This is a genomic window from Candidatus Devosia phytovorans (assembly GCA_029202405.1).
Lineage (GTDB): Bacteria > Pseudomonadota > Alphaproteobacteria > Rhizobiales > Devosiaceae > Devosia > Devosia phytovorans.
Genome location: CP119312.1, coordinates 2555479 through 2578918, shown reverse-complemented (window position 1 = coordinate 2578918; position 23440 = coordinate 2555479). Strand labels below are relative to the sequence as shown.

The window sequence follows — 23440 nt, the reverse complement described above, 5'->3', positions numbered from 1 at the left end:
GTCAGGAGATATTCGATGAACCTTGTGCTTTCTTCCGCGCTTCGCCTCTCGGCAGTCTCAGCCCTGGCGAGCCTGCTCGCGGCCTGCTCCATGGGCGGGTTGATGGGCGGGGGCAATGCTGCCCAGAACCAGCAGTTGCAGAACGCCACGCCCACACCGGCGGCCGTTGCACAGGCCCAGACCAATGCACTCCCGGCCATTGCCACGACCTGCCCGCCCATCCGCGTGCGCGCCGGCAGCGAGGCGATGTTCTACTACGGCGGCGGCCGCACTGGCGACGCCCGTGCGCTGCAGTATCAGGGCGTCATCGACGAAACCTCCCGCAATTGCGTGGTGTCCAATGGTCTGATCACCGTCAACATGGGTGTCGTCGGCCGCGTGCTGCTCGGCCCCGCCGGCACCCAGACCAGCGTCAACGCGCCGATCCGCTTTGCCGTGGAACGCGATGGTCAGGCCGTCTTCTCCGAAAAGCACACCATTCCTGTCGCTGTGGTGGCCCCGGCGCGGTCGGCTGAATTCGTCAAAGTGCTGGAAAATGTCGCCATACCCTATCTGGGCGGCGAAGAGATCACCATCTGGGTCGGCTTCGACACCCGCGGCTAGGTCGTCTTGGTAGTCGCCTGCTGATAGGCCTGCGTGCTCTTCTTGATTTGCGCCAGCATGGCCGGAACAGTCATCAGCGCCGTGGCGATATCTTTCTTGCTATCGGCTTTCAGCAGGCGGTCGATGTTGATGGCGTCGCCGACCTTGGCATAGGGATTGGCCACGCCCTTGCTGAATTCCCTGGGCCCGACGGCGTTCTGCAACAGCAACAGGCCATCGCGGATGGCGCGCTGGGTGTCGAGCGTCATGCGCGGATCGTCGTCAGGCTTTTCCTGCACCCGGCGAAAGCCGACCAGCCGTGTCTTCTCGGTTGAGACGTCCTTCTGGCCCGTGCGCACTTTTTCGGTCACGAGGCGATCTTTGTAGCCGGCAATGACCTGTTCGGTGCCATCGGCCACCTGGCGCGTGCCAACCAGAACGGATTCTGTTCCGGTCTGACGCTGCTCGGTCCCGACCTGCACCTGCTGCTGGCCGACCACGACCTGCTCTGATCCGACAACGACCTCCTCGCTGCCAATCAGCACGTCTTCCTCGCCAGTCTGGACCCGCTCGGTGCCAGTCTTCACCTGTTCGGTGCCGGTGACATACTGCTCCTCACCCGTCTTGACCTGTTCGGTGCCGGTCTGGATGCGCTCGGTTCCGGTCTTCACCTGCTCGGTGCCGGTGACATATTGCTCTTCGCCGGTCTTGACCTGTTCGGTACCGGTCTGCACCCGCTCGGTGCCCACCTTCACCTGTTCGGTTCCGGTGACATATTGCTCGGTGCCGACCTTGACCTGCTGCGTCCCGTTCGGCACCTCCCGAGTGCCGGTCTTCGCCGGCTGTGTCGTACCTTCAACCAGGCCGAGGGCGCCAAGGGGGCCGGGACCGCCGAGGTAGTCACCAAGCCCGCGTGTCCCCATGGAGAGCGTCACCGCCGAATTTTCGGCGCCCTTGAGATGCAGCTTGCCACCAACCATGGTGGCATCGAGGCCATCAATGCTGTTGACGCCATGCACCAGCGCCTGGGCGAACGTCTCGTTGGCTGACTTGTTGAAATTTGTCGTTACGCCGCCTTGGGTGACGCTGACGCCATTCTGCGTATAGGTGACGGTGGCCCGAGCCTTGCCCGCGACATCGACATGGAAGCTGGAGCCCGAGAAGACACCATTGTTGCCATTGCCGATGTAGGCGCTGATATCCTTGCCCCCGTTGATGACGGCCTCGCGGACGTCTTCGGTGCGAAAGGCCGGACGCGTTTCGTAGACATCGCGCGTGCCATAGGTATTGCGTGTCTCGTAGATGTCGCGGTTCTCATATGTCGGGCGTGTTTCATAGACATCGCGGGTGCCATAGGTGTTGCGCGTTTCGTAGACGTCGCGATCCTCATAGGTCGGACGGGTTTCGTAGACGTCGCGGGTGCCATAGGTGTTGCGTGTCTCATAGACGTCGCGATCCTCGTAGACCGGGCGCTTCTCGTAGACGTCACGCGTCTCGGTAATATCGCGAGTCTCGTAGACGTCCTGCATTTCGTAGACGGGAACATCCTCGAAGATCGCTCGATCCTCGAAAACGTCTTCCGTACGAAACTTCTCGCGCGTCTCGTAGATCGGGTCCTTGACGGTCTTGCTGCGGTCCTGGAACACGTCCTGCTTGCGCCAGCTCTTGTAGGTCTCATTGATGGGCTCGAAGTCCATAGCGCCGCCAACCTGGGCCTGGAATTTGGCACTGGAGAGGGCGTCATTGAGATGGGTCAGCGCGTTGCTGACCGCAGTACCGCGCACCGCCGTCAGCGTGCTGGCAGCCTGCTTCTGTCCCTGTGCAACGGAGGAAGTCAGGGGCGATTGTTGCACCTGGGACAGGGTCGAAAAGATCTGGCTGATCTTCGACTGTTTCGATGTTGCCCCGATTGCCATTTGAATGCGACCCACGACCAATGGATCAGCCCTAGCGGCAAGTGATAACGGCCGCCCTTAGGCGGCCGTCGCAATTTTATCCAACTGCCAGCTAAACTGCTGGGCGTTCCCATTTTAATATGGGGGTGCGGGCGGCGCGCGTTTCGTCGAGCCGGCGGCGCGGGGCCTTCATCGGCGCGGCGGTGAAGCGCTTCTTGTTGCCGGACTTTGCATCCTGAGCGAGTTCTTCCATCACGTCGCAGAAGCGATCCAGCGTCTGCTTGCTCTCGCTTTCCGTCGGCTCGATCAGCATGGCGCCATGCACGACCAGCGGGAAATACATGGTCATGGGGTGGAAACCCTCGTCGATCAGCGCCTTGGCGAAATCCAGCGTGGTGACACCACTATCCTTGAGGAAGCTGTCATCGAACAGCGCCTCATGCATGGTGGGATAGTCGGGGAAGGGCACCGAGAAAATGTGCTGCAGCCGTGCCTTGATGTAATTGGCGTTGAGCACGGCATCCTGCGCCGCCTGGGCGAGGCCATCGCCGCCATGGCTGAGCATATAGGTCAGCGCGCGGACATACATGCCCATCTGGCCCTGGAAGGCCGTGATACGGCCCAGCACTTTACCGGTCGCATGTTCGACCAGCTCGAGCCCATTCTGGCCCTTGCGGACGAATGGCACTGGCGCGAAGGGCGCGAGGGCCTCCGAAAGCACCACCGGACCGGCACCCGGACCGCCGCCGCCGTGGGGCGTCGAGAAGGTCTTGTGCAGGTTGATATGCATGGCGTCGATGCCCAGGTCTCCCGGACGGACAACACCCATGATGGCGTTGAAGTTGGCGCCATCGCAATAGAAGAACGCCCCGGCTTCATGCACGGCCGCGGCAATCTCGATCACCTGAGGTTCAAACAGACCACAGGTATTGGGATTGGTCAGCATGATGGCCGCGACTTCAGGCGACAATGCATCCTTGACTGCCTGCACATCGACCGTGCCGTCTTCGCGGGCCGGAACAGCTTTGACCGTATAGCCGAGGAAAGCAGCGGTGGCTGGATTGGTGCCATGGGCACTTTCCGGGACGAGGACGATCTTGCGGTGCCCCTGGCCGGCATGCTCCTGCGCCGCCTTGATCGCCATCATGCCAAGCAACTCACCATGCGCGCCCGCCTTGGGCGTCAGCGCCACGGCGGCGGTATTGGTGAGGGTCATCAGCCAGTGCGACAGCTGTTCCATCAGTTCCAGCGCGCCCTGCACGGTCGAAACCGGCTGCAACGGATGGATGTCGGAAAAGCCGGGCAGGCGGGCCATTTTCTCGTTGAGGCGCGGATTGTGCTTCATCGTGCACGAGCCGAGCGGATACATGCCGGAGTCGATCGAGTGGTTGAGGCGGGAGAGGCGCACATAGTGGCGCATCGCCTCGGGCTCCGTGAGACCGGCCAGATCGAGCGGCGTCTTGCGCTCGAAACCGCCGAGGCGATCGGTCGAAATGGTGACGTCGGGCAGGTCCACGCCCGAATGCTCGGTGTCGCCGATCTCGAACAGCAATGGTTCGTTCGGCAGAAGTGCCGAACCCGAGGTGGAGGCAAAGCCGGCGGTGCCCGTTCCGGTCGGGCGGCCCTGATTGTTCATGCTCATGCCAGTTCCTCCGAAAGCGCCACGACAAGGGCCGAGATATCGCTGTCCGTGGTGAGTTCGGTTGCGGCCAGGACGATGAGGTTGTTGACGCTCGGATCACTCGGCTCGAGGCGGCTGACCGGCACTCCGGCCAGAATTCCGCGCTTGGCAAGCCGTTCGATCAGGCTGGCAGCGGGCTGGCTGGTGCGAATGGTCATCTCGTTGAAGAAGCTCGTGTTGAGCACTTCGACGCCCGAAACCGTCGCCAGCGCATCGGCCAGCTTGCAGGCCTGGGCGTGGTTGAGACGGGCAAGGCGGGTGAAGCCAGCTTCGCCCAGCAGGGCCATGTGGATCGAGAAGGCGAGGGCGCAGAGGCCCGAATTGGTGCAGATATTGGAAGTCGCCTTTTCGCGGCGGATATGCTGCTCGCGGGTGGATAGGGTCAGCACGAAGCCGCGCTGGCCCTCGGCATCCACGGTCTCGCCGCAGATACGGCCGGGCATCTGGCGGATGAATTCCTTGCGCGTGGCAAGGAGACCCAGATAGGGCCCACCGAAATTGAGCGCATTGCCGATCGACTGGCCTTCGGCCACGACGATATCGGCGCCGAGCGCACCGGGCGCTTCGAGCAGGCCGAGCGACACCACTTCGGTGATGACCACGATCAGCAGCGCGCCCTTGGCATGGGCGGCATCGGCGGCGGCCTTCATGTTGCGCAGATGGCCGTAAAAGTCCGGCGTCTGGATGACGATAGCGGCGGTCGTTTCGTCGATATGATCGAGGATGTCGCCCTGGCCTTCGGGCGAAGCCGACAGGCATTCCAGATCGGCGTCGTCCTTGAGATAGGCTTTCACCACGTCGCGGTAGTGCGGATGCAGGCCGCCCGACAGCACGATCTTGTTGCGCTTGGTCAGGCGCCGCGCCATCAGCACCGCTTCGGCCGTGCCGGTCGAGCCGTCATAGAGCGAGGCGTTGGCCACATCCATGCCGGTGAGCTTGGCCACCTGGGTCTGGAATTCGAACAGCATCTGCAGAGTACCCTGCGAGATTTCCGGCTGGTAGGGCGTATAGGCGGTGAGCCATTCCGAGCGCTGGATCAGGTGATCGACCGTGGCCGGCACATGGTGGCGATAGGCACCGGCACCAACGAAGAACGGACCGTCACCGCCCGAGCGGTTCTTGCCCGCCAGCGCCTTCATATGCGCTTCGACGAGGAATTCGGGACTATGGGCGGGCAGGCCGAGATCGAAGCTTTTCAGCGCCCCGGCAGGCACGGCTGAGAACAGGGCGTCGAAATTGGCCGCGCCGATGACGCCAAGCATTTCGGCGCGTTCGGCTTCGGAATGGGGGAGATAGCGCATGGAATACTCTTAGAGGGTCAGCTCGGCATAGGCGTCGGAATCAAGGAGGCCGTCGATTTCGCCGGCGTCAGCAATGGCGATCTTGTAGATCCAGCCGGTGGCTTCCGGGTCGGCGTTGATGAGGCCCGGATTGCCAGTGAGCTCTTCATTGACTTCGGTGACGGTGCCCGAGACGGGCGCGTAGATTTCCGAGGCGGCCTTGACCGATTCCACGACGGCAGCCTCTTCGCCTTTCTTCAGAACCTTGCCGATGGCGGGTAGTTCGACAAAGACGATGTCGCCGAGCGCTTCCTGCGCATAGGGGGTGATGCCGACAATGCCGGTCGAACCCTCGACGCGGATATATTCGTGGTCCGGGGTGAACTTGGTGGTCATGGCTGGCCTCTCAACTGGCTTTGGGCTTGCGGAAATAACGATGGGGAACGAAGGGCGTGGGCACGACCTCGGCCGGCTGGGGGCGACCGCGGACGGAGACCTGGAGCTGGCTGCCGACCTCGGCATGGGCTGGCGGGACGAAGCCGAGGGCGATGGCCTTGCCCAGCGAGGGTGCGAAGCCGCCGCTGGTGACGACGCCGATGGAAGTGCCTGAAGCATCGAGGATTTCGGCGCCTTCACGGGCCGGTGCGCCGTCGACGATCAGGCCGACGCGCACCCTTGCAGCATGCTCGACGACTTCTTGCAGGATGCGGGCCGCACCCGGGAAATCGGCGGCTTCGCGGCGCCGCTTGGAAACGGCAAAGCCGAGACCGGCCTCGATGGGCGAAACACTCTCGTCGAGGTCGTGACCATAGAGGGGGAGACCAGCCTCAAGGCGAAGACTGTCGCGGGCGCCCAGACCGATCGGCTTGACGCGTTCATCGGCCAGCAGGGCATCCCAGAATTGGCTGGCGATGACATTGGGCACGAGGATCTCGAAACCGTCTTCGCCGGTATAGCCGGAGCGGGCGACGGTGATCTGTTGGCCGGCAAAATCGAAGACTGCATATTGCATGAAGCCGAGGTCTTCGGCGCCGGGCGCGATCGTCGTCATCACGACAACGGCCTCGGGACCCTGGAGGGCCAGCAGGGCGTTGTCGCCGTCGGCGCGGATCAGGCGCGCCCTGTCGCCGGCAGCAGCTTCGATGCGGGCGAAGTCGCCATCCTTGGTGCCGGCATTGACCACGATATAGAGCGTGCCGGCTGTGCGGGAGCGGGCGACCATCAGGTCGTCGATGGCGCCACCGGTGTTGTTGAGCAGCAGCGTGTAGCGGATCTGGCCGGGTTTCAGGCCGGCAATGTCGCCGCAGATCAATGGCTCGATGATTGCTGATATGGCGGCGTGATCGGCTTCGGCATCGCCGCTCGGATTGGTAAGCTCGAGAAAGCTCGGGCCCATGTGGCTGACGTCAAACAGGCCGGCATGTTCGCGGGTCCATTTGTGCTCGGTCATGATGCCGGACGGGTATTGCACCGGGAGCGAATAGCCGCCGAAGGGCACCATGCGGCCGCTGGCGTCGAGATGCCGCTGGTAAAGCGGGGTGGTCTTGAGGTCTTGGGGCGAGGTTTCGGCCAAGGCAACTCTCCGGATATGAACAGGACGGCACGTCGCTATCCGCCTTGCGGCGGAATTCCGTGCCCCCTCTGTCCTTGCCCTGAGAGATTTCCCGGCTGAGCGCCGGTTGCTCCTTCGGTGGGATCGGAATGACCGATCCGCTTTCCAGAGTTTTTGACCTGACTGCGGTCCGTTTGCCTGAGAGTTTCCGGGGCGGTTGCTCCTTCGGCGCTGAAGAAATCCAGTCTCTCCCGCAGTCCTCGGCACCATGGTGGAGATTGGGGCGGAGGTCAACGCCGATGCGGAATTGGGCACAGGGAAAGTGTGGTGGTTTTTTGGGCGGGCCTCTCTACTGCGCCCAACACATACGCGGTGTCATCCCGGCCTTGAGCCGGGATCCATCTCGAGAACTATCCGCTCCCGCAAGGTGACTCAACGAGACCTTGCGGCTGAGGGCCAATCTCGGGATGGGCCCCGGCTCAAGGCCGGGGTGACACCGTGGGTGTGGAGGTATCTGAGCTCCAACTAAAGCCCATAAACAAAAAGCGGGCCTTGCGGCCCGCTTTTGATACTTCAATCGCAGAAAAACTCAGTTCAGCCGGTTGCCGACGTCGGCGATGGCCTTGTCGACGACGGTGCCGCCTTTCTTGCTCATTTCGTCGGTGAGGACGATCCGGGCTGCCTCGATGGCGACATCGGCCGAGCGCGAGCGCACTTCGGCAATGGCTTGGGCTTCAGCCTGGGCGATCTTGTCTTCCACGGCCTTGGTGCGGCGGGCGACGAGGTCAGCCAGAGAGGCCTGGGCGTGGGCGGTGAGGCGCTCGGCCTCTTCCTTGGCATTGGCGATGATGCTTTCGGCTTCGCTCTCGGCAGCAACGCGCTTCTGCTCATATTCGACCAGCAGGGCAGCGGCGTCTTCGCGCAGCTTCTTGGCCGCGTCGAGCTCGTCCGAAATCTGCTTGATGCGCTTGTCGAGCATGTTGCCGATGACGCGCGGCACGCCAAAATAGGTGACGAGGGCCAGGAAGAGCACGAGGCCGACGGTGGCCCAGAAACTATTGTCCATGAACTCGGGCATAGCGCTTACTCCTTGCTGGCCTTGGCCACGGCGGCCTTGACGCCGTCGGTCGGAATGTCACCGATCAACTGGGTGACGACGGTCTGCGCGGTTTCGGCAGCAATGGCATCGACCTGGGTCATGGCCTGCGTCTTGGTCGCGGCAATGCGCTCTTCGGCTGCAGTGACCTTGGTCGCAAGATCGGTCTCGACCGCCTTGCGCTTGCTGGTCAGATCAGCCTGGATCGCTGCATTGGTCTCGGCAGCAATGCCCTGGGCCTTGGCCTTGGCTTCAGCCAGCGCTGCCTCATAGGCGGCAATGGCAGCATCGGTCTTTTTCTGGTCAGCCTCGGCAGCAGCGATGTCGCCATCGATGCGCGCCTTGCGGTCGGCCAGGATCGAGCCGACGCGGGGCAGGGCCAGCTTGCTCATCAGCAGGTAGAGCGCCGCAAAGCTGAGCGCCAGCCAGAGCAGCTGCGAAGGAAATGTCGCCGGATCGAAGGGCGGGAAGACATCGGAATGTCCGCCGCCATGGGCTTCGGTGGTGGCATGGGTGTCGGCGGTCGCGTCGTGACCGGTGGCACCCTCGACGGGTTCACCATGGGTAGCGTCGACAGCGTGGTCGAGGTTTTCCTCGGTCGGCGTCTCCGCCGGGGCAGCTTCTTGCGCGAAGGCTTGCGTTACCATCAGGTGCGGTCCCGTAAATTCCGTTCAACCGGCCAGGAGGGCCGGACGATAGAGCGCAGCCGGGTTGGCCCCGGCTGCGAAAGGCGTGCAGTCCTCGGCCTGAATTAGGCGACGAACAGCAGGATCAGGGCAACCAGGAACGAGAAGATGCCCAGAGCTTCGGTCATGGCCATACCGAAAATCAGGTTACCGGTCTGGCTCGGAGCAGCCGACGGGTTGCGCAGGGCGCCCGACAGGAAGTTCGAGAAGATGTTGGACACGCCAAGAGCAGCACCGGCCATGCCGAGAGTTGCGATACCAGCGCCGATGAACTTTGCGGCTTCAGCTTCCATTTTTGTAGTCCTTTCGAGGGTAGGTCGTTTGTTTCCGGCGGGACCCGCCGAGGAGTGGACTCAACGTCTTAGTGAGATGGGTGAACCGCGTCGTTGAGATACATCGACGTCAGCACTGCGAACACATAGGCCTGCACTGCTGCGACGAGGAATTCGAGGGCCGTCAGGGCAACGGTCATCAGCAGCGGCAGCAGGGCGCCGAGCCAACCGAGAGCACCGAGCGTACCAAGGCTCACCACGAAACCGGCGAAGACCTTGAGAGTGATGTGGCCGGCAAGAATATTGCCGAACAGACGAACCGACAGGCTGATCGGGCGCGACAGGAACGAAATGATTTCGATCGGCACCACGATGGGCAGCACATAGGCCGGGACGCCCGCAGGAACGAAGAGTTTGAGGAACTTGAAGCCATGGCGGAAGAAGCCATAGCCGATCACCACAGCCATCACGAGCACGGCCAGCGCCACGGTGACGATGATGTGGCTGGTGACGGTGAAGAAATAGGGGATCATGCCAAACAGGTTGGCAAACAGCACGAAGGTGAAGAGCGAGAAGACGAAGGGGAAGAACTTCATGCCTTCCTTGCCCGCCGAACTGCGCAGCATGTTGGCCACGAATTCATAGAGCAGCTCACCCGCCAGCTGGAAGCGGGATGGCACCAGCGACTTCTTCATCGACGCCGACACGACAAATGTCGTGATCGCCGCAACCGTCAGCACCATGAAGAGCGACGAGTTGGTGAAGGAGAAATTCATGCCGTGATCGGCAGCGCCGTCGCCACCGGCATAGATCGGGATGATGTCCTGAATGACAAACTGGTGGATCGGGTCAGTACCGGCCAAGATGGAGCCCTCTAAGCGTCTTCATTTGTCATTCTCGTCTGCCACGACCTTATCCTTATCGGACCCGGTCGGGGGAGGCGAAGCGGCATTCATTTGCGTCACCACACGGGTAACATTCAGTATTCCAGCAGCAAAGCCCATCAGCATGCCGATGAGCAGACCCCAGGGGCTGGACCCCAGGCCAAGATCGACGAGGTAGCCAAGAATGCACCCTACGACGATCGCAGCGATGAACTCGGTGGCAATGCGCATACCGCGCGCATAACCGGCCATCGCTTCGGAATTGTCCGGCGAGGCTTTGCGCTCCTCGATCAGACGATCCCGCTTGGCAGAAGCAATACGGGATGCGAGATCCTGCGTCACTCCCCTGGCGCTATCCGGCCTGCCTTCGGTATCTTGCGGTTTCGACATCCGCGCGCTCCCCCCGGCCAGCTTTCTCCGAGATTCCCCGGACGCCTTTTAAGTCGCGCGCAACATAGTGGTGGGGTCTGGCAGTGTCAAGATAACCTTAAGCCGCGTAAATCATTGATTATTATCGCAAATTCACGACGTGATGGGGGTGCGGCATGCTGTCCACAACTAATCGTGGTCAAGTCAAGGCAAAGGCGGGGGGATTCTGGGGTGCAGTAGGGGGTAAGACGCCACTGAAACCCACTTTTCAGATTGGCCCGTCCACCTTCGGCTCCGGCTGACCGTTCCACACCATGCGATAGACTGCTCCCTGCCGCACCGACTGGACAGCAGCGGGCCGCAATGCAGCAAGGCAGGTGCCACCTTGATGCCGGACTGAAGGATAAATGATTCCATTGAGCCCTTCGGCGCGAGCCTGATCGGCCAGGGCATTGCCGACGGGGTAAGCAAGGGCCGTATCGGCACCCAGGGCTGGATGGCCGGGCGTCGGGCGCAGGTCCAGAAAGTCGCCGGCGAGGCTGCAGAACATTTCGGCATATTCGACCGTCGCGGAAAAATCGCCGGCATCGGCGAGCATGCGGGTCAGGTGATAGCCGACTTCGGCGAGGCAGGTCTCGACGGCAAGCGCCGCATACCAGGCGCCGCGATTGGCGCCGTTGAAGCGATTGGGCTGCAACGGTCTGGAATAGGCGAAGCTGGCATTGATGAAGCGGGCATGGGGCACGTCATAGACCAGCTCATTGGCAGCGAGCCCGGAAATGCCGCGCTGTTCGGCCATTAGCCGCGCCGAGGTTGCACCCTCGATCTCGCCCAGAAGGGCCAGCTCTTCGTCATTGTCGACAAGCGGCGCCAGCACCGAGGCGCGCAGGCGGGCCGTGGTGACGAGGCGAATGGTGCGCGGAAAGGCTTCCGTCGAAACGGTGAGACCGTGGAGCTGCAAGGGCTACAGTCCCCCGCGCACGGCATCCACATAGCGGCGGACATCGAGCATTTGCGGAATGCCGCCGCGGATCATGGAGTCGATCGGCGTCTGGCGGGCAAACAGCGGCCCCCGGTTTTCGAGGCCCGGCCAGCGATCGGCCATGTCATCGGCAAAGAGCAGATGCAGGCCCTTGTAGACCCCGATCAGCGCCGAAATGCGGGTCATCTGGTCCTGGCTCAGCGCCTTGTCCTTGCCATCCTGCTTCAATCGCTCCCAGGTGCTGGTCGAGACATCGAGCAGTGCGGCGGCCTGTAGCCCGGTCAGGCCCCATTGTTCCACCAACCGTCGATAGGCCTTCAGCGCCACTTTCGACAGCCGCGCCCGGTCCGCATCGCGAGAAAAATCCTGGCGTTCGGCAACATCTGCTTCGGCATGGGCGAGGGTGGACATGAGGTGTTCCATCAAATGATGTAGTATTTATATATCAAATGGTGGAGAAAGTCCAGAAATCAAGAGATTGGGGTTCTTACACACCAACGTGCCCCACCCACGGTGTCATCCCGGCCTTGAGCCGGGGGCCATCTTGAGATGCCTGTCCAGCCGCAAGGTCGTTGTGCCCAGTACCCCGACCTTGTGGCGGCGGCTCGATCTCGGGATGCGTCCCGGCGCAAGGCCGGGATGACATCGAGTGTGTGGAAGGTGAGGTGATAGAGCGGAGCGAAGCCTAACCGGCTTCGCGGAAGCTTTCGGCGGTGGTGAGGTCTACCGACACGAGTTGCGACACGCCGCGTTCGGCCATGGTGACGCCGAACAGGCGATCGACGCGGCTCATGGTGATCGGATTGTGGGTGATGACCATGAAGCGCGTATTGGTGCGCTGGCGCATGGAATCCAGCAAATTGCAGAAGCGCTCGACATTGGCGTCATCGAGCGGTGCATCGACCTCGTCGAGCACGCAGATCGGCGCCGGATTGGTGAGGAAGACGGCAAAGATCAGGCTCATGGCGGTCAGCGCCTGTTCGCCGCCCGAGAGCAATGTCATGGTCTGCGGCTTCTTGCCGGGCGGGCGGGCGATGATTTCGAGGCCTGCTTCGAGCGGATCGTCGCTTTCGACGAAGCTAAGCTCGGCCGTGCCGCCGCCAAAAAGCGTTGTGAACAGCTCCTGGAAATGCGCGTTGACCTTGCCGAAGGCCTCGTTGAGGCGCAGGCGCCCTTCGCGATTGAGCGAGGCGATGCCGGTGCGCAGCTTGGCGATAGCCTCGATCAGGTCGTTCTTGTCATTGACCATCAGGTCCAGCTTTTCTTGGACTTCGACGGCTTCCTTTTCGGCGGAAAGATTGACCCCGCCGAGACGCTCGCGCTCGGCCTTGAGGCGATCGACCTTCTGTTCGGTGGCGCTTTCGGCGGGTAAGGCCTCCTCGGCGCGAATGCCCGAGGCTTCCAGCGTCTTGCTGGCCGGGATGCCGAGCGTTTCCTCGACCTGGCGTTCGATCTGCTGGCGCGTGGCGATGAAACCCTTGGCGCGTTCCTCAATGCGGGTCAGCTCGATGCGCGCATTGGCAAGCGCATCGCTGGCGGTCTTGAGGGCCCGATCGGCATCGCGCCAGGAAGTCTGGGCGACGGAAAGGCTGTCGCTCGCGGCCTGATGGTCGATTTTCGCCTGTTCGATCTGGTCTTCGAGCTGGGCACGCCGGGCGGCAAAGCCGTCGGGCGTTTCGTTGACGCTGTCGAGCTGGGCGGCTACTTCGGCGCTACGCTCGTCGAGCGTTGCCAGCTGCGCCATGGCGCCATCGCGGCGGCGCTGCCAGCTCTGGCTATCGCGGCTGAGCTGGTCGAGCCGGCTGGAGCGCATGCGCGCAGCGGTCTCGAAATTGCTTGAGCGCAACCGGGCCTGGTCGGCCTTGTCGCGCGCCGTGGTCAGCGTGAGCTGGCTGGATTCGGCAAGCACGGCGGCATCGTCCTCGGTGCCGGCATCGACCAAAGCCTCTTCGGCTTCGCTGCGGGCGGCATCGGCTTCGGCAAGGCTGGTGGTGAGGCGCGCGCGGGCTTCTTCGAGCGCCGACTGGCGCGTGGTGAGATCGCCGATGGCGCGCTGCGCCGTGTCGACCTCGGCCTGGGCACCACCGATGGCATGCTGCGCCGTGCGCCAGGCATCGCGGCGATGGCGCTCGTGCTGCCTTGCGGTTTCGAGCGCCGCGGCCAGCGCGTCGACATCGCGCTTTTGCGCATTGCGCTCACCCTTGGAGCGGGCGATTTCCTCGTCGAGATCAGCGAGGCGATTGCGCTGGGCGAGGCGCTGCGCGGCAGCACTGGGTGCATCGGCCGCGGCAATGAAACCGTCCCAGCGCCAGAGGGCGCCGTCGAGGGTGACGAGGCGCTGGCCGGGCTTGAGCGCATGCATGAGGCCCGGGCCATCGGCGGCATGGATGAGGCCGATCTGGTCGAGCCGGCGTTTGAGCAGCGGACTGCCGGTAACATAGCGGGAAAGCGGTTCGGCAGCCTGGGGCAGGGCGGCGTCGTCGCTGTGATCGACCGGTACCGACCAATGCATCGGCGCACCCGCATCGGAGCTGGCGTCGAGATCGTCGCCCAAAGCGGCGCCCAGCGCGGTTTCATAACCGGGGGCCACCTTGAGCTCGTCGACAATGGCCGGCCAGAGGCTGGCGCCGACATTGAGCATCTTGCCCAGGGTCGCCGCCTCGGCCTCGAGTCGATTGAGCGCTGCGTCGATTTCGGCGAGGCGCGGCCGGGCACCGTCGAGCATTTCTTGGGCCACGGTTGCCGCTTCTTCGGCTTCGAGCGCGCTCTCTTCGGCAATGCTGGCGGCTTCCTGCGCTTCGCCGAGGGCCGCGCGCTTGAGGCTCAGCGTTTCGTCCGCATCGAGCCTTGCGGTCACGTCGCGCGCTTCAGCCTCGACATCGCTCATCTGCTGGGTCAGGCGATTGATGCGCTGGGCGGCATCTTGGGCGGTGCGCATGGCCTCGCTGCGCCGCGCCCGCACCTGCGCCAGGGTATCGGCGGCAGCGCGGGCCGCGACTTCGGCACTCGCCACGGCACTGCGCGCTGCGTCGGCTTCGTTGCGTGCAAGGTCGAATTCATCCTGCGCGGCCTCGGATTCCTCTGCCAGCACAGTATGCTCGTCAAGATAGGCGGCAAGGGTTGCTTCCGCCTCGGTCACCAGTTCGCGTTCGCGCGTGCCGTCGGCGGCAAGCTGGCGGATGCGGTCTTCCAGTTCGGCCCGACGTTGGCCGGCGCGGCGGGATTCCTCGGCCAACTGTTCGGCGAGGATTGTATAGCGCTGCAGCACGGCGCCGGTCACCGCCTCGCGGTCGCGCAGCGGCTGGACGGCGGCTTCGCCCGCTTCGAGCTTTTTCTGTGCCACAAATTCGAGATGGGTGGCGTCGGCCAGCTGGCGGATCAGCACGGCCTGGCTGGCTTCGGCTTCCTTTTCGGCGAAGCGGGCGGCGACCCAGCGGATGTGGAACAGCGTCGCCTCGGCGCGACGGATGTCGCCGGAAAGCGAGCGATAGCGGGTGGCAAGGCGCGCCTGGCGCTTGAGGGTTTCGAGCTGGGTCTCGACCTGGGCGATGATGTCGTCGACACGTTCGAGATTGGCCTCGGCGGCGCGCAGCCGCAGTTCGGCCTCGTGGCGGCGGGAATGGAGACCCGAAATGCCGGCGGCTTCTTCGAGAAGGGCTCGGCGCGCGGTCGGCTTGGCGGCGATCAACTCGCCGATCTGGCCTTGGCGCACCATGGCGGGCGAATGGGCACCGGTGGAGGCGTCGGCAAACAGCAGCTGCACGTCACGGGCGCGCACTTCCTTGCCATTGACGCGATAGACCGAACCCTGTTCGCGCTCGATGCGACGAGTGACCTCGAGGATATCCGAAGTGTTGAGGGCAGCCGGGGCGGTGCGGTCGGCATTGTCGAGGACGAGGGTGACTTCGGCCGAATTGCGGGCCGGGCGATTGCCGGAGCCCGAGAAAATCACGTCATCCATGCCCGAGGCGCGCATAGCCTTGTAGGAGCTTTCGCCCATCACCCAGCGCATGGCTTCGACAAGGTTGGATTTCCCGCAGCCATTGGGCCCGACAATGCCGGTGAGGCCCGGTTCCATGACGAGGGTCATCTCGTCGGAAAAGCTTTTGAAGCCGTGCAGCTTGAGGCGGGAGAATTTCACCGGTCCCTCTCCCCGTGTGGGGGAGAGGGAGGATTGGAGACGACGATATTACTGCGCAGGGGTAGCCGGGGCCATTGCGTCACCGGCCGGGTCGGCTGGAGCCATAGCGCCACCTGCGGGCGGAGCGACGGCCGGGTCGGCTGGCGTGGCGTCGCCACCTGCAGCGGGTGCGGCTTCGGTGGCGGGCTCGACGGCTGCAGGTGCCTCGGCAGCTGGCGCTGCGGCGGCGGGCTCGCTGGCCACGAAATCGGCAGGAACAAGGGGATCGATTTCAGCTGCGAGCTGCTCGAGGGTCTTGTCGCCGGTGAGTGTCTTGCCGTTGACATAGAAGGTCGGGGTGCCCGTGAGACCGAATTCGCTGAGCGCCTGTTCGCGCACGGCTTCCATCCCGGTGAACAGCGCCTGATTCGTCAATGCGGCGTCGAAGGTTTCCTGGGTAAAGCCAAGCTGCTTGGCAATGTTGAGAATCTCGTCGCGCGGGGTCTGCGAGGCGGCCCAGGTGTTCTGCGTCTTGAAGTAGGTCGAGACCACATTGTGGTAGTTGGTCGGGCCCGAAGCTTCGGCCAGCATGAACACGGCAGCGTCGAGCACATTGCGCACGAAGGGACGGGTGATCAGCTTCACCTTGCCCGTATCGACATACTGGGCAACAAAGTCGGGTTTCACATTGTTGGAAAAGTCCGCGCAATGCGGGCAGGTGGGCGATGCATATTCGATCACGGTGACGGGCGCGTCATCGCTGCCCTGGGCGTGATCGACGAAACCGCCGGCCGGAGCCATCAGCTTGGCAACATCGATCGTGTCGCCATCAGCAGCACTGGCACTGGCAACCCCGCAAAGGGTCAGAGCCGATGCGGCAGTGCCCAGAATAAGGGTGTCACGACGGGTAAATTTCACGGCTAACGCTCCTGTTTTGATGTGCGCGACACTACACGGGGTAATTGTGTGGGCAAGTGGGCACATTCATCAACCTACGGTGAACACTCCGGTTGCATTGTCGCACAAGTCCCGGGCCTATTTGCTGCCCGTCTTGCTGGACAAGGCATGACCAAGGGTTCGTAGCGCCTCCCGCAATCCCTCGTCTTCAATGCCATCCACTGCCGCTCCGACCTTGGCCACGACACTTGGGCTCGGTTGCACGACTTTGTGGCCCTTGTCGCCTGAACCCGGCGTGAACGCTTCTGGCGACAGCCGGACAGTGCCGACCAGCAGGAAGCCGAAATAGCGGTTCACGGCTGCGGCGATCCTGGGACCGTCATGGGCGATGGCCAGCGCGTGGCCAGGAATGCAGCGCAGCACCAGCGTGGCCCCCTCTTCGCTGCGCTCGCCGCGCGGCCAGCTCAGCTTGTCGGGAATGGCAACCGTGCCATAGGGCTCGGGCGCCATTACCGCCCAATGGGTGATGATGTCCCGGCTGGCGAAGCCGCGTTTCTTCAGCACCGGGTCGAGCGCACCACTCAGCACATCGGCGATATTCATCGTCCGATTGCGGCGTTTCTGTTCGGGCAGGTCGTCCTTGGCCATGCCAAGGGAGTAACGCCATTGGGTGTGTGTTCACAAGAGCGACGCGCCACTTGTGGACCAGGCGCCGCTGGCTATATCCGGTAATCATGCATCTCCCCAATCCCGCTCCCATCGACGCGCCGGCTGTGCTTGTCTGGTATGATCGCCATGCCCGCGACCTGCCGTGGCGCGTCGCGCCGGCGGATCGAGCCAAGGGCAAGACCCCGGATCCCTATCGGGTCTGGCTGAGCGAGGTCATGTTGCAACAGACGACGGTTGCCGCCGTGAAGAACTACTTCCTGCGCTTTACCAGCTTGTGGCCGACCGTTTTCGACTTGGCCGCGGCGCCGCTCGATAGCGTGCTCAAGGAATGGGCCGGGCTGGGCTATTATGCGCGCGCACGAAACCTGCACGCCTGCGCCCAGGCGGTGGTCGATCAGCATGGCGGCGTGTTTCCCGAGACGTCCGAGGGCCTGCAGACCCTGCCGGGCGTTGGCGCCTATACCAGTGCCGCCATTGCTGCGATCTGCTTTGACGAACGGATCGCCGTGCTCGACGGCAATCTCGATCGGGTGCTAGCGCGATTTTATGCGCTGCCCGTACCGGTGCGTGAGGCCAAGGATGAGCTGCGGGCGGCGCTGCAGGCCTCGGTGCCAAAGCGGGCAGGGGATTTTGCCCAGGCCATGATGGACCTTGGTGCCACGATCTGCGCGCCGCGCACGGCCGTCTGCATGCTCTGTCCGATCCAGCCCGGCTGCGTCGCGACGAAAGCGGGTGATCCGACCATCTATCCGGTCAAGCCGATCAAGGCGGAGCGTCCGACACGCAAGGGCCATGCCTATGTGATGCTGGACCGCGATGGCGATGTCTATCTGCAGAGCCGACCCACCAAGGGCCTGCTCGGTGGCATGACCGAAGTGCCCGGCTCGGACTGGGCCGCGACCCTGCCGGCGGTCAACTATCCGCTCACGGGGGAGTGGAAACACCGTGGCCAGGTCGTCCATGTCTTCACCCACTTCCGGCTGGAACTGGAAGTGTGGTCGGCGGAAGTCTCCGGCGACAGCCTCGACAGCGGCTGGTGGGCCGAGAGGCGTGCGCTCAAGGGCGAGGCGCTGCCGACGCTGTTTCGCAAGGTGCTGGCTGAAGCAGGGCTGGACTAACTGCGCGTCATAGCAATCAGCCGGTCCCGCAATTCTTCCAGCCTTACCGGGTCGGGTGCCTTATCGATATAGGTGAACCAGGCGCCGTCGGCGGCGAAGCGGACGATTTCGAGGGTGGGATTGGCATCGGTTTCACGATGACGCTCGAGCCGGCCGTCAAGCCATTCGAGGAAGGCCAGGTTGTTGCCCGGATCGGCCAGCATGGTGACCGACAGGGCCACCCAGGGCGAATTGGCACCGAAATCGGATCCGCTCAGCATGGTCTCGACATAGGCGCGGGTAAACCGCCCCTTGGCCTCGAGATCGTCCGCCATATGCTCGTCGATCTCGGCATCCATCTTTTCGATCAGGTCGAGATAGACCCCGTCGATCAGCGCCTGCTTGTTGGGGAAGTGGTGAAACAGCCCGCCTTTGGTGACGCCCGCCGCTGTCGCCACGGCCTGCACAGTCACGCCCTGAACGCCTTGTTCGGTGGCGATGCGGACCGCTGCATCGAGCAGGGCGCGCTTGACCGCATCGGGCTGCTTCTTGCGCATATAGGCATTGCTGGTCATGGCGAACTCATGCGCTGGACTCGAATTTCGAAATAAGATACCGGACGGTAGGTTTCTTTGAAAGAGCAATTGCAATGTCTGCCGCCGTGTTGCCACCCCTATCATCCAGTGACGACATTCTCCACGCGCCCGTGGTCCATGCCGACCCCGGTCCGGGCTGGCAATTGCGCTACTGGCTGATCTTTGGTGGCCAGGCATCGTCGATGATAGGCTCGGCGCTGACGCAATTCGTTTTGCTCTGGTGGATCACCGACACGACCGGCAGCATCTCCGCGCTGGCGACGGCGGGCCTTGTCGCGCTGCTGCCGCAGGCGCTGCTGGGGCCGCTGGGCGGCACCTTTGCCGATCGCTACAACCGGCGCCTCATCATGATCATCGCCGATGTCATCAGCGCCCTCTGCATGAGCGTGCTGATCGCGCTCTTTCTTACCGACAGCGTCGAGCTCTGGCATCTCTATGTGATGATGGCCATCCGCAGTTCCATGCAGGCCTTCCAAGGACCGGCTTCTGCCGCCAGTACCGCCATGCTGGTGCCGCAGAGTTTCCTGCCCCGCGCGGCAGGGTTGAACCAGACCCTGATCGGCATCATGACTGTCGCTGCGGCGCCGCTTGGCGCGCTGGCCATCTCCATCATGCCACTCGGCTGGGCCCTGAGCATCGACGTCTTCACGGCGCTGCTCGGTATCGTGCCGCTGCTGATCTTCCACATTCCGCAGGTGTTCCTGGCCAAGGACCAGCGCCCTGGAATCTGGCAGGAATTCCGCGAGGGCGCCTCGGTGGTCTGGCACAATGGTGGACTGCGCCGCATCTATGGCCTGCTGACCGTTGTGGTCATGGTCATCATGCCTGCCTTCACGCTGGTGCCCCTGCTGGTCAAGGAACATTTCCATGGCGCCGCGCCGCAGGTGGCGCTGATCGAGGGCTTCAGCGGTGCGGGCATGATTGCCGGTGGCCTGCTGGTCGCGGCCATCGCGCCAAAGAAACTCGTGCTGTGGATCGTACTGGGCTTTGGTATCTCAAGCCTGACGCTGGCCTTCACCGCGCTGGTGCCGGGCGAGCTGTTCTGGGCCGCGGTCTTCTGGTGGGCGGTCAGCTCCATCACCTATATCATGGGCAATGCGCCGCTGATGACGCTGATCCAGACGCGTGTGCCCAATCATCTTCAGGGCAGGGTGCTGTCGCTGCTGACGACGATCATGGCCCTGGCGGCGCCCATTGGCCTCGCCATTGCGACGCCGCTTGGCGAAATAATCGGCGTGCGCTGGCTGTTCGTGGTCATGGGGCTGGCCAGCGGCGTGATCTGCCTGCTTGGCCTCCTGTCCCCAACCATCAGGGCCATGGACAAGGCCTAGGCCGCCACCAATGGTTCAGGAAGCGCCTGGGCGACACAGTTTCGTCCGGCGCGCTTGGCCCGGTAGAGCGCCTCGTCGGCCGGGGCGAACTGCGAGGCCGGTTCCGCGCCGGGCAGAACTTCAGCGACGCCGAAACTGGCGCTGATATGAAAGCTCGACGGCAGCCCCGGCAGGTTCATCTCCTCGATCTGCATGCGGATCATCTCGGCCAGGTCCACGGCCTCCTCCGCAGTGTATCGGGGCGCAAAGAGCACGAATTCCTCGCCACCGAGGCGACCAGCCGGATAGCCAGTCACCACCAGGACATTGGCAAGTGCGCAGATGACATCATCGCCTGATCGATGGCCGAAGCGGTCATTGACCTGCTTGAAGTGATCGATATCGCAAAAGATCAGCGAGCCACCGTCCTTCATCCCGCCAATGGCACTGTCGAAAGCTCGGCGATTGAGCAGGCCGGTCAGGCTGTCGCGTTCCGATTTGACGCGGAAATCGGCCAGCGTATCCCCGACCGTACGCGCCACCAGCAGCAGGATCAGCGGCGGCACCAGAAGTCCCGACACGCCGAGCAGCAAAGTCTCGATCCCGGACTGCCGGAACTCGAGGAGGGTGATGGTCGGCCCGTGATAGAACAGCAGCAGCGGAACACGCGCCGCGCTCAGGCCGGCAAGGGCGATCAGGCCACCGACGATGGTGAGATCGATCCAGTTGCGCCGCATCTGGGCAATCATCCATAGCGCCGCCTGGGCAGCGGCGATGGACCCGGCCAGCCTGCTCAGCAACGAGATGACCATGAAGGGCGCTTCGGCGGTGACAGCCAGCGCACTTGCCAGCGCCAGGGCAAGGACCAGGCTTGTGACGAAAGGTGGACGCCCTGCCGGTTTGGGATCAACCGCACGGATGCCCTCGGCGCAGCAGAGATAGGCTACCGGCGCCAGCACTGCCGTCGCAAAAAGCTCGAATTCGGTACCCGATGCAAGGGCCAGCCCGATGGTCTGGGCGCTGCCGCAGAGCAGGGAAAGGGCGATCCAGCCCATGGCCCGCTTGCCCAGCACTACGCCTGCCCAGGCACAGATGCCCGCGGTACACGCCAGTACCAATGCAATGACGACATTCAGTCCGACGACGATAGTCATGGCGCGGCCCCCTCGCACCTGTTCCCGCCATCAGATAGCCAGACCATCAGTTAACCGGGGCCCAAGGGGATCGATAAATGTGTCGTGATGTTTGTAATGGTTATGGCAAAGACAAGAAAAGAATAAGGCGGTCCATGTCTAGACTGGCTGGATCGACAATATTGATAGAGCGAGACGACGTCAAAAATGAAAAGTTGTTTTCAGTGGGGATGGCGTTCGTCTGCTGCGATCGCGTTGGTGATTCGCCATCCTGCATTGGTGCCAGATCTGCTTAATCCTTGTGGCCACACCTAAAAACAAAAAGGCCACCGGGGCAAACCGGTGGCCAGTTCAAGAGCCTGAATGATTGGAGGTCAGGATCAGGCAGAAAGCAAATCAAGTTTTGCACGGATGCCCGTGCGAAGATCGTCGATAGCCGCGATGCGACCATCCTGTTCGTGATGCCAGAACACCCACCCGTTGCATGACTCAGACCCCTGAACCAGTGCGCCCACCTTGTGGATGGAGCCCTGATGAGTGCCTGAGACGAGCGAGCCGTCTGCACGAACCATGGCCGAGTAACGTTTCGTTAAGTCGAAGAGTTGCGTGCCCGGTTCAATAAGGCCCTGTTCGATCAGCGAGCCGAAGGGAATGCGGGCCTCTTTGCGCTTGGGCGTGACCGACTGCAGGGCTTCGAAGACACCCGGACGGATGGCCGAGATGCGCTTGAGGGCGGCATTGATATAGCTCTCCTCGCGCTCGATGCCGATGAAGTGGCGACCGAGCTTGCGGGCAACGGCGCCGGTGGTGCCGGTGCCGAAGAACGGGTCGAGCACGATGTCGCCCGGCTTGGTCGTGGCATTGAGGATGCGGAACAGCAGGGCTTCGGGCTTCTGGGTCGGATGCACCTTGCCGTCGTCCTCGTCCTTGAGGCGTTCGGCGCCGGTGCAGATGGGGAACAGCCAGTCGCTGCGCATCTGCGTATCGTCATTGGCCAGCTTCATCGCTTCATAGTTGAAGGTGACGCGGCTTTTCTGGCTCCTGGCAGCCCAGATCAGCGTTTCATGCGCATTGGTGAAGCGCGTGCCGCGGAAGTTCGGCATCGGATTGGCCTTGCGCCAGATCACGTCATTGAGCATCCAGAAATCGAGATCCTGAAGCGCCGTGCCGACACGGAAAATATTGTGATAGCTGCCGATGACCCAGAGGGCCCCGTCGGGCTTCAGCACGCGCCGCGCGGCCTTGAGCCAGGCACGGGTGAACTGGTCGTAATGGGCAAAGCTGTCGAACTTGTCCCAATCGTCATTGACCGCATCGACCTTGCTTTGGTCGGGACGGGTCAGCCCCTGCTCGAGTTGCAGATTATAGGGCGGGTCGGCAAAAATGAGATCGACTGAGCCGGCCGGCAAAGCATTCATGTGGTCGATGCAATCGCCCACGAGAATGGTATCGATCGGGAGGCGGGATGCCTCCTCCGCAGCGGCTTCTGGAGCCGTAAGCGCGGTACGCAACATACACTTAACCCTAACGCAGTACTAATAACCCGGTTATAGACCGTCAGGGTTAATGGAGCGTTCGCAAGGGGTTATCGGGAGGTTAAGACCTGATATTTCAGGCGACCTGGAGCCGGATCCTGGCCCAGGCCTCGCGCACCGGGGCGAATTCCTCGCGGTGGTGACGGCAGGGGCCATGTTCCACGAGAGCCCGCATATGGGCGGCTGTGGAATAACCCTTGTGCCCCGCAAAACCGAAACGCGGCGCGTCGCAATCCATGATGCGGCACATGCGATCACGCGTGACCTTGGCGACAATGGACGCTGCGGCAATCGATACGCTGCGCCCGTCGCCGCCGATCAGGGCGAGGCCCTCGCAGGGCAGGCCCATCGGTACGTCGCGGCCGTCGATCAGCACCCGGTCAGGCCTGAGGCCCAGGCTGTTGGCTGCCCGCGCCATGCCCCAGAGCGTCGCGCCGCGAATATTGTGGCTGAGAATGATCGAGGGCGGCGCGACGACGACCGAAACCGCCAGTGCCGTGGCCATCACCTGTTCGAACAATAGCTCGCGCTGCTCTTCGCTGAGTTTTTTGGAATCATTGAGCCCTGCCGGGATCGCAGATGGGTCGAGCACCACGGCGGAGACCACGACCGGGCCGGCCAGCGGGCCGCGACCGGCTTCGTCGACTCCCGCAACCGCACGCGCGCCGCGCGCCTTGAGTTCGGCCTCATGGCGATAGTCAGGCTCGGTCTGGGTGGTCGAATCGAACAGCATGGCGCCAGCATCATCCTCGGCGGGTGCAAGTCAACTCACAGCCCCGCAAGCAGGCGATGGACGTCCACAAC

22 protein-coding genes and 1 riboswitch are annotated in these 23440 nt (G+C 63.0%); of the genes, 3 read left to right on the top strand and 19 right to left on the bottom strand.

Going from position 1 to position 23440, the window contains the following annotated elements; translation table 11 throughout:
• The first annotated feature begins 15 nt into the window (after positions 1 to 15).
• A complete protein-coding gene (locus tag P0Y65_12745; GenBank protein WEK03071.1) occupies positions 16 to 603 on the top strand; it encodes a hypothetical protein in 588 nt (195 codons plus the stop codon).
• On the opposite strand, the gene P0Y65_12740 is transcribed toward P0Y65_12745, so the two are convergent.
• From P0Y65_12740 to P0Y65_12670, 15 genes are all read right to left on the bottom strand, one after another.
• Positions 600 to 2498, bottom strand: coding sequence for a hypothetical protein (locus P0Y65_12740; GenBank protein ID WEK03070.1), 1899 nt, complete (start codon positions 2496 to 2498; stop codon positions 600 to 602). The genes P0Y65_12745 and P0Y65_12740 overlap by 4 nt on opposite strands.
• A 91-nt stretch (positions 2499 to 2589) precedes the next feature.
• Complete coding sequence (gene gcvPB, locus P0Y65_12735) at positions 2590 to 4119, bottom strand: aminomethyl-transferring glycine dehydrogenase subunit GcvPB (GenBank protein WEK03069.1); 1530 nt, start codon at positions 4117 to 4119, stop codon at positions 2590 to 2592.
• Complete coding sequence (gcvPA, locus tag P0Y65_12730) at positions 4116 to 5459, bottom strand: aminomethyl-transferring glycine dehydrogenase subunit GcvPA (GenBank protein ID WEK03068.1); 1344 nt, start codon at positions 5457 to 5459, stop codon at positions 4116 to 4118. The genes gcvPB and gcvPA overlap by 4 nt, the downstream gene beginning before the upstream one ends.
• A 9-nt stretch (positions 5460 to 5468) precedes the next feature.
• On the bottom strand, positions 5469 to 5834 hold the full coding sequence (gene gcvH / locus P0Y65_12725) for a glycine cleavage system protein GcvH (protein ID WEK03067.1): 366 nt from the start codon (positions 5832 to 5834) through the stop codon (positions 5469 to 5471).
• 10 nt (positions 5835 to 5844) lie between these two features.
• Positions 5845 to 7011 carry a glycine cleavage system aminomethyltransferase GcvT gene (gcvT, locus tag P0Y65_12720; GenBank protein WEK03066.1) on the bottom strand — a complete coding sequence of 389 codons (1167 nt, stop codon included), beginning with the start codon at positions 7009 to 7011 and terminating at the stop codon, positions 5845 to 5847.
• Positions 7012 to 7166: 155 nt separating this feature from the next.
• Positions 7167 to 7254: riboswitch (glycine riboswitch) on the bottom strand.
• A gap of 325 nt (positions 7255 to 7579) precedes the next feature.
• Complete coding sequence (locus P0Y65_12715) at positions 7580 to 8068, bottom strand: ATP F0F1 synthase subunit B (protein WEK03065.1); 489 nt, start codon at positions 8066 to 8068, stop codon at positions 7580 to 7582.
• 5 nt (positions 8069 to 8073) lie between these two features.
• Positions 8074 to 8733: an ATP F0F1 synthase subunit B gene (locus P0Y65_12710; GenBank protein WEK03064.1), complete on the bottom strand. Its 660-nt coding sequence runs from the start codon at positions 8731 to 8733 to the stop codon at positions 8074 to 8076.
• A 104-nt stretch (positions 8734 to 8837) separates the two neighbouring features.
• The gene (locus P0Y65_12705) at positions 8838 to 9065 is read right to left on the bottom strand and encodes a F0F1 ATP synthase subunit C (protein ID WEK03063.1); all 228 of its coding nucleotides are present in this window, start codon (positions 9063 to 9065) and stop codon (positions 8838 to 8840) included.
• A 68-nt stretch (positions 9066 to 9133) separates the two neighbouring features.
• A complete protein-coding gene (locus P0Y65_12700) occupies positions 9134 to 9907 on the bottom strand; it encodes a F0F1 ATP synthase subunit A (protein WEK03062.1) in 774 nt (257 codons plus the stop codon).
• A 21-nt stretch (positions 9908 to 9928) separates the two neighbouring features.
• On the bottom strand, positions 9929 to 10318 hold the full coding sequence (locus tag P0Y65_12695; protein ID WEK03061.1) for an AtpZ/AtpI family protein: 390 nt from the start codon (positions 10316 to 10318) through the stop codon (positions 9929 to 9931).
• A gap of 247 nt (positions 10319 to 10565) precedes the next feature.
• Positions 10566 to 11258: an RES family NAD+ phosphorylase gene (locus P0Y65_12690; GenBank protein WEK03060.1), complete on the bottom strand. Its 693-nt coding sequence runs from the start codon at positions 11256 to 11258 to the stop codon at positions 10566 to 10568.
• A 3-nt stretch (positions 11259 to 11261) separates the two neighbouring features.
• Positions 11262 to 11690: a DUF2384 domain-containing protein gene (locus P0Y65_12685; GenBank protein WEK03059.1), complete on the bottom strand. Its 429-nt coding sequence runs from the start codon at positions 11688 to 11690 to the stop codon at positions 11262 to 11264.
• Between the two features lie 274 nt (positions 11691 to 11964).
• Entirely contained in the window at positions 11965 to 15420 is a 3456-nt protein-coding gene (gene smc, locus P0Y65_12680; protein ID WEK03058.1) for a chromosome segregation protein SMC, read from the bottom strand.
• 48 nt (positions 15421 to 15468) lie between these two features.
• The gene (locus P0Y65_12675) at positions 15469 to 16317 is read right to left on the bottom strand and encodes a thioredoxin domain-containing protein (protein WEK03057.1); all 849 of its coding nucleotides are present in this window, start codon (positions 16315 to 16317) and stop codon (positions 15469 to 15471) included.
• A gap of 117 nt (positions 16318 to 16434) precedes the next feature.
• Positions 16435 to 16944: a DciA family protein gene (locus tag P0Y65_12670; GenBank protein ID WEK03056.1), complete on the bottom strand. Its 510-nt coding sequence runs from the start codon at positions 16942 to 16944 to the stop codon at positions 16435 to 16437.
• 86 nt (positions 16945 to 17030) lie between these two features.
• Between P0Y65_12670 and mutY the strand changes: the two genes are divergently transcribed.
• Positions 17031 to 18083: an A/G-specific adenine glycosylase gene (gene mutY / locus P0Y65_12665; protein WEK03055.1), complete on the top strand. Its 1053-nt coding sequence runs from the start codon at positions 17031 to 17033 to the stop codon at positions 18081 to 18083.
• Here the strand turns inward: mutY and P0Y65_12660 are convergent.
• Entirely contained in the window at positions 18080 to 18637 is a 558-nt protein-coding gene (locus P0Y65_12660; GenBank protein ID WEK03054.1) for a TetR/AcrR family transcriptional regulator, read from the bottom strand. The genes mutY and P0Y65_12660 overlap by 4 nt on opposite strands.
• 74 nt (positions 18638 to 18711) lie before the next feature.
• Between P0Y65_12660 and P0Y65_12655 the strand changes: the two genes are divergently transcribed.
• The gene (locus P0Y65_12655; protein ID WEK03053.1) at positions 18712 to 19989 is read left to right on the top strand and encodes an MFS transporter; all 1278 of its coding nucleotides are present in this window, start codon (positions 18712 to 18714) and stop codon (positions 19987 to 19989) included.
• On the opposite strand, the gene P0Y65_12650 is transcribed toward P0Y65_12655, so the two are convergent.
• The 3 genes from P0Y65_12650 to P0Y65_12640 all read right to left on the bottom strand — a co-directional run bounded on the left by P0Y65_12650 (position 19986) and on the right by P0Y65_12640 (position 23369).
• On the bottom strand, positions 19986 to 21122 hold the full coding sequence (locus P0Y65_12650; protein WEK03052.1) for a GGDEF domain-containing protein: 1137 nt from the start codon (positions 21120 to 21122) through the stop codon (positions 19986 to 19988). The genes P0Y65_12655 and P0Y65_12650 overlap by 4 nt on opposite strands.
• 359 nt (positions 21123 to 21481) lie before the next feature.
• Entirely contained in the window at positions 21482 to 22615 is a 1134-nt protein-coding gene (locus P0Y65_12645; GenBank protein ID WEK03051.1) for a site-specific DNA-methyltransferase, read from the bottom strand.
• 97 nt (positions 22616 to 22712) lie between these two features.
• Positions 22713 to 23369 (bottom strand): ribonuclease HII, encoded by a 657-nt coding sequence (locus tag P0Y65_12640; GenBank protein WEK03050.1) that lies wholly within the window; start codon positions 23367 to 23369, stop codon positions 22713 to 22715.
• Positions 23370 to 23440 lie beyond the last annotated feature (71 nt).